Origin of the sequence: Lysobacter enzymogenes (assembly GCF_017168095.1) — a bacterium.
In the GTDB taxonomy this organism is placed as follows: Bacteria; Pseudomonadota; Gammaproteobacteria; order Xanthomonadales; family Xanthomonadaceae; genus Lysobacter; species Lysobacter enzymogenes_D.
In genome coordinates this window covers 32,547-38,974 of the sequence record NZ_LXSD01000416.1, presented here as the reverse complement: position 1 = coordinate 38,974, position 6,428 = coordinate 32,547, and the positions used below count along the sequence as shown (strand labels likewise).

Annotated in this window: 3 protein-coding genes; 2 read left to right on the top strand and 1 reads right to left on the bottom strand. The window is 69.4% G+C overall.

What is annotated here, in order from left to right; genetic code table 11:
- The first annotated feature begins 159 nt into the window (after positions 1–159).
- Positions 160–966: a dienelactone hydrolase family protein gene (locus A7A76_RS18340; RefSeq protein ID WP_206412557.1), complete on the top strand. Its 807-nt coding sequence runs from the start codon at positions 160–162 to the stop codon at positions 964–966.
- Positions 967–1,217: 251 nt separating this feature from the next.
- Here A7A76_RS18340 and A7A76_RS18335 read toward each other — a convergent pair whose 3' ends face one another.
- Positions 1,218–2,216, bottom strand: coding sequence for a polyprenyl synthetase family protein (locus A7A76_RS18335; RefSeq protein ID WP_206412556.1), 999 nt, complete (start codon positions 2,214–2,216; stop codon positions 1,218–1,220).
- 1,114 nt (positions 2,217–3,330) lie between these two features.
- Here A7A76_RS18335 and A7A76_RS18330 point away from each other — a divergent pair.
- The coding region (locus tag A7A76_RS18330; protein WP_206412555.1) for a DUF11 domain-containing protein at positions 3,331–6,428 on the top strand (3,098 nt) is incomplete at its 3' end.

Below are 6,428 nucleotides of genomic sequence, written 5' to 3'. Positions count from 1 at the left end.
CAACGCAACTACCTCGACGGTTTCGGCGTGGTTGCGTTGTCGCGGTCGCGGCTCGCGCCGCTCCTACAGGGAGCCGTCGCCGCATCGACGCGGCGGGCCGTCACACCGGATTGCCCGGGCCGCGCTACTCTGCGCCGACGTCCATCCAGGAGCCCCGCCATGCGCCGTCCCGCCGCCGTCCTCGCGCTCGCCCTGTGCGCCTCGCCCGCCTTCGCCGCGATCAAGTCCAAGCCGGTGGAATGGAAAATCGGCGACGAGACCTTCAGCGGCGTGCTGGTCTACGACGACGTCAACGCGATCAAGCGTCCGGGTCTGGTGATGGTGCCCAACTGGATGGGCGTGACCGACAACGCGATCAAGCGCGCCGGCGAGATCGCCGGCGACGATTACGTGGTGCTGGTCGCCGACATGTACGGCCGCGACGTGCGGCCGAAGAACAAGGACGAGGCCAAGGCCGCGGTCGGCAAGGTCTACGCCGACGGCGGGCTGACCCTGCGCAAGCGCGCCAGCGCCGCGGTCGCGGCGTTGAAGGCGCAGGACAAGACCGCGCCGCTGGACGCCTCGCGCATCGGCGCGCTGGGCTTCTGCTTCGGCGGCTCCAGCGTGCTGGAACTGGCGCGCACCGGCGCCAACCTCGCCGGCGTGGTCAGCTTCCACGGCGGGCTCAAGGCGCACCTGCCGGACAGCGGGGTCAAGGTCAACGCGCCGGTGCTGGTGCTCAACGGCGCCGCCGACAAGTCGGTGCCGAACGAGGACGTGGTCGCGTTCGAGAAGGAAATGGACGAGGCCGGCGCCGACTGGCAACTGGTGAACTACAGCGGCGCGCGCCATTGCTTCGCCGAGTCGGAGAACGCGGGCAACGCGCCGGAAGACAACTGCCGCTTCGATGCGCGCGCGGCCAAGCGTTCGTTCGCCGCGATGCGCGCGTTCTTCGTCGAGCGCTTCGGCGCGCGCACCACGGACTGATGTAGCCGCGAGATTTAGTAGCTACGCGATCTACCTGTAGGAGCGGCGCGAGCCGCGACTGCGACAACGCAACGTCCGCGCAGGTTTCGCCGTAGCTGCGGTGTCGCGGTCGCGGCTCGCGCCGCTCCTACAGGGGGCGGTCGCGTCGGCGCGGCGATGTGTGCAAGAAAGACAAATCGGGGCCGGAACTTCCTCGCTGTTTCGCGAGAACGTTCCGGCCCCGTTGTTTTGCCGCGCTCCGCGTCGAAGCGTCAGTGATCGCGGCTTACCGCATACCGCGCCAGGCCGCGCAACGCGGCGACGTACTCGTTGTCGTCCAGGCCGTCCAGCGCCGCTTCGGCGGCGTCGGCGTAGTCCTGCGCGCGCTGGCGGCTGTAGGCCAGGCCGCCGGTGGCGTGGATCGCGGTCAGTACCTCCGGCATGGCGTCGCTGTCGCCGTGTTCGACCGCCGCGCGCAGGCGCGCGCGCACGGCGTCGTCGCTGTGGGCGATGGCGTGGATCAGCGGCAGCGTGGCCTTGCCTTCGGCCAGGTCGTCGCCGAGGTTCTTGCCCAGGGTCTGCGCGTCGGAGGCGTAGTCGAGCACGTCGTCGGCGATCTGGAAGGCATAGCCCAGGGCCATGCCGTAGTCGTGCAGGCGCTGCTGCACCTGCGCGTCGGCGCCCGACAGCAGCGCGCCCAGGCGGGTCGCGGCGGCGAACAGCACCGCGGTCTTGCGCTCGATCACGCGCAGATAGGCCGGCTCGTCGGTGTCGGGGTTGCGCACGTGCAGCAGCTGCAGCACTTCGCCTTCGGCGATGCGGTTGGTGGTGTCGGCGAGGATCTTCATCACCTCCAGCTGTTCCAGCTCGACCATCAGCTGGAAGCTGCGCGAATACAGGAAGTCGCCGACCAGCACGCTGGCGGCGTTGCCCCACACCGCGTTGGCGGTCTTGCGGCCGCGGCGCAGGTCGGATTCGTCGACCACGTCGTCGTGCAGCAGGGTGGCGGTGTGGATGAACTCGATCACCGCGGCCAGCTGGTGCGCCTGCGGGCCGCGGTGGCCGAGCGCGCCGGCCGCCAGCAGCAGCAGCATCGGCCGCAGGCGCTTGCCGCCGGCGCCGACGATGTACTCGGCCACCTGATTGATCAGCACCACGTCCGAGGCCAGCCGGCGGCGGATCAGGGCGTCGACCGCCGCCATGTCGTCGCGGGCCAGGGATTGGATGTTCGCCAGGTCGGGGACGGACAGGGTCGTAGCGCTGGAAGGCATGGGCGGTCGGGTCGGTAAAACGGAAATTATAGGGCTTGGGCGCCGGGCAGCTGAGGCCGCGGCGAGCGGCGGATGGGGCGGGGCATGCGGCGGCGGACGGCCCGCGGACCGGGCCCGCCAGGGGGCGTTTTCGGCCGACTTGGCTGAATGGGCTGAATCGACTTCTGCCATCTGCGGCTTTTTACGTATTTTTTGATGATTAATGCGATCAATGTCGCATCGCGTTTTCACGTGCCTTCTGCGCGAAGGCCGCTAATTTCGACCTGAAAAACCACTTTTAGTTCGTTCTTTCGACGTGCTTAGCGTGTGGTCCAGGCGATTCGGCATGGCCGTCGGACCCTGGGGCAAAAACTGCCGGGTTGCGTCAGTTTTTGGTCCAAAAAGGCTCAATTTGTGCTCGCTCCATCTCACATGCGATGTGATCTGCATTGAAATAACAATGTGACGGGTGGCACAATATTTGTAGTCCTGTCCTGTATGGCAGTACGAATCACGTATTGGCGGTAGGGGTTCCACTCAATGTGAGTAAAAGACGTGAGCTAAGGGCGCACGTCGTATGCGAGCGGAGAGGGGAAGCAAGGGGGGCACGTATGACGTGTCAGAGGTCAAACATCGGTATCCGGGTGGATATCGCTGGTCCTGCCGCCCAGTGGGCGGCTTCCTTCCGAGCGTCGCGCAGTGGCCCGAACGGGGCGCGCGGCGAGCGGTTCCTGCTGTAACGAAATCGACAGGCCGAGCGGTACCGGCCGGGGCGTCGACGCATGCGTCGATGTGCCGGCAGGCGACGCGCGACCGACTTCGACGCACGCGCGGCCTGCCGCCGCGGCGCCGGGGGCAGGACCGCCAAGGCTCGAGCGCTCGCGTTCGCCGCGGCAACCGCATTCGTCGTAAGGCACGACCCGCACTACCAAGGCAAACCCGCAGTAAGCACGTCGACCAGCCGGAAGACGCACGCAGACTCCCGCCGCGAGGCGGGGTCGGCGCGTCACGGCGCTTACCGAACTCCTGTTTGGGCTACCGCATGAAAATCGCCAACCTCTTCTTTCCGTCCAGCCAGCCGCCGCGTACGCGCGATCCCGATGCTGGCCCGCGCAAGACTCGCACCGGAATGAGGATGTGGTTCGCCGCGGCGCTGGCGTTGGCGGCGCTGCCGGCCTTCGCCCAGAACTTCCCGGCGACGCTGAGCAACACCGCGAGCATTTCGCCGCCGGCGAACGTGACCAACGTCGACACCGCGTGCACCAGCAACGGCGGCGTGTTCAACGCCGGCGTGTGCTCCTCGACCGATACCAACACCCTGGCGGCGGTGTCGGACCTGGCGGTGACCAAGACGGTGTCGAACGCGACCCCGACCGTGGGCACCAACGTCACCTTCACCGTGACCGTGACCAACAACGGCCCGTCGGCCGCGGTCAGCACCGTCGTCAGCGACGCGCTGCCGGCCGGCTACACCTTCGTCTCGGCCACCCCGAGCGTGGGCACCTACAACGCCGGCACCGGCGCCTGGGCGGTCGGCACCCTGGCCTCCGGCGCCAACGCCACGCTGCAGATCGTCGCCACCGTGCGTCCGGCCGGCCCCTACGCCAACACCGCGACCGCCAGCTCGTCCTCGACCGATTCCAACCCGGCCAACAACAGCGCGACCAGCACGCCGGTGCCGGTGGCGTCGGCCGACCTGGCGGTGACCAAGACGGTGTCGAACGCGACGCCGACCGTGGGCAGCAACGTCACCTTCACCGTGACCGTGAACAACAACGGCCCGTCCGCGGCCGCGGGCGTCAACGTCAACGACCAGTTGCCGGCCGGCTACACCTTCGTTTCGGCCACGCCGAGCGTGGGCACCTACACCGCCGGCACCGGCGTGTGGGCGGTCGGCGCGCTGGCCTCGGGCGCCAACGCGACCTTGCAGATCGTCGCCACCGTGCGCGCCAGCGGCCCGTACGCGAACACCGCGACGGCGACCTCGACCACCAGCGATCCGACCCCGGGCAACAACACCGCGACCAGCACGCCGACCCCGGTGGCCTCGGCCGACCTGGCCGTGGTCAAGACCGCGTCGAGCGCGACCCCGGCGATCGGCACCAACGTCACCTTCACCATTGCGGTCAACAACAACGGCCCGTCGGACGCGGCCGCGGTGGCCGTCAACGATCAGCTGCCGGCCGGTTACCTGTTCGTCTCGGCCACGCCGAGCGTGGGCAGCTACAACGCCGTCACCGGCGTGTGGACGATCGGCGCGCTGGCCAACGGCGCCAACGCGACCCTGCAGATCGTCGCCACCGTGCTGCCGACCGGCCCGTACGCGAACACCGCGACGGTGACCTCGACCACCGGCGACCCGACCCCGGGCAACAACACCTCGACCAGCACGCCGACGCCGGTGGCGCTGGCCGACCTGGCGGTGACCAAGACCGCGTCGAACGCGACCCCGACGGTCGGCACCAACATCACCTTCACCGTGACCGTCGCCAACAACGGCCCGTCCGCGGCCGCCGCGGTGGTGGTCAACGATGCGCTGCCGGCGGGCTACACCTTCGTCTCGGCGACGCCGAGCGTGGGCACCTACAACGCCGGCACCGGCGCCTGGACGGTCGGCACGCTGGCCAACGGCGCCAATGCGACCCTGCAGATCGTCGCCACCGTGCGCCCGGCCGGCCCGTACGCGAACACCGCGACGGCGACCTCGAGCACGACCGACCCGACCCCGGCCAACAACACCGCGACCAACACCCCGGTGCCGGTGGCCTCGGCCGACCTGGCGGTCAACAAGACCGTGTCGAACGCGACGCCGACCGTGGGCACCAACGTCACCTTCACCGTGACCGTGACCAACAACGGTCCGTCGGCGGCCGCGGGCGTCAACGTCAACGACCAGCTGCCGGCCGGTTACACCTTCGTCTCGGCGACCCCGAGCGTGGGCACCTACAACGCCGGCACCGGCGTGTGGGCGGTGGGCGCGCTGGCGGCCAGCGCCAACGCGACCTTGCAGATCGTCGCGACCGTGCTGCCGACCGGCCCGTATGCGAACACCGCGACGGCGACTTCGACCACGAGCGATCCGACCCCGGGCAACAACACCTCGACCAGCACGCCGACGCCGGTGGCTTCGGCCGACTTGGCCGTGACCAAGACCGCGTCGAACGCGACGCCGACGGTGGGCACGAACGTCACCTTCACCGTGACCGTGACCAACAACGGTCCGTCGGCTGCGGCGGGCGTCAACGTCAACGACCAGCTGCCGAGCGGCTACACCTTCGTCTCGGCGAATCCGAGCACCGGTACCTACACCGCCGGCACCGGCGTGTGGGCGGTCGGCAACCTGGCCAACGGCGCCAGCGCCACGCTGCAGATCGTCGCCACCGTGCGCGCCACGGGCAGCTACGCCAACACCGCGACGGCGACGTCGACCACCAGCGATCCGACGCCGGGCAACAACACCGCGACCAACACGCCGACGCCGGTGGCCTCGGCCGACCTGGCCGTGGTCAAGACCGCGTCGAGCGCGACGCCGGTGGTGGGCACCAATGTCACCTTCACCATCACGCTGACCAACAACGGCCCGTCCGCGGCCGCCGGCGTCAACGTCAACGACCAACTGCCGGCCGGTTACACCTTCGTCTCGGCCACGCCGAGCGTGGGCACCTATAACGCCGGCACCGGCGTGTGGGCCGTCGGCGCGCTGGCCAATGGCGGCAGCGAAACCCTGCAGATCGTCGCGACCGTGCTGGCGACCGGCCCGTATGCGAACACCGCGACGGCGACCTCGACCACGAGCGATCCGACCCCGGGCAACAACACCTCGACCAGCACGCCGACGCCGGTGGCCTCGGCCGACCTGGCGGTGACCAAGACCGCGTCGAGCGCGACCCCGACGGTGGGCACCAATGTCACCTTCACCGTGACCGTGACCAACAACGGTCCGTCGGCCGCGGCGGGCGTGAACGTCAACGATCAGCTGCCGAGCGGCTACACCTTCGTCTCGGCGACGCCGAGCGTCGGCACCTACACCGCCGGCACCGGCGTGTGGGCGGTCGGTGCCCTGGCCAACGGCGCCAGCGCGACGCTGCAGATCGTCGCCACCGTGCGCGCCACGGGCAACTACGCCAACACCGCGACGGCGACCTCGACCACCAGCGACCCGAACACCGCCAACAACACCGCGACCAACACGCCGACGCCGGTGGCCTCGGCCGACCTGGCCGTGGTCAAGAC

Bases quoted from the DNA above. Each gene is read 5' to 3' on its own strand.
- A7A76_RS18340 (WP_206412557.1), top strand. From the start codon at position 160: ATGCGCCGTCCCGCCGCCGTCCTCGCGCTCGCCCTGTGCGCCTCGCCC.
- A7A76_RS18335 (WP_206412556.1), bottom strand. From the start codon at position 2,216: ATGCCTTCCAGCGCTACGACCCTGTCCGTCCCCGACCTGGCGAACATC.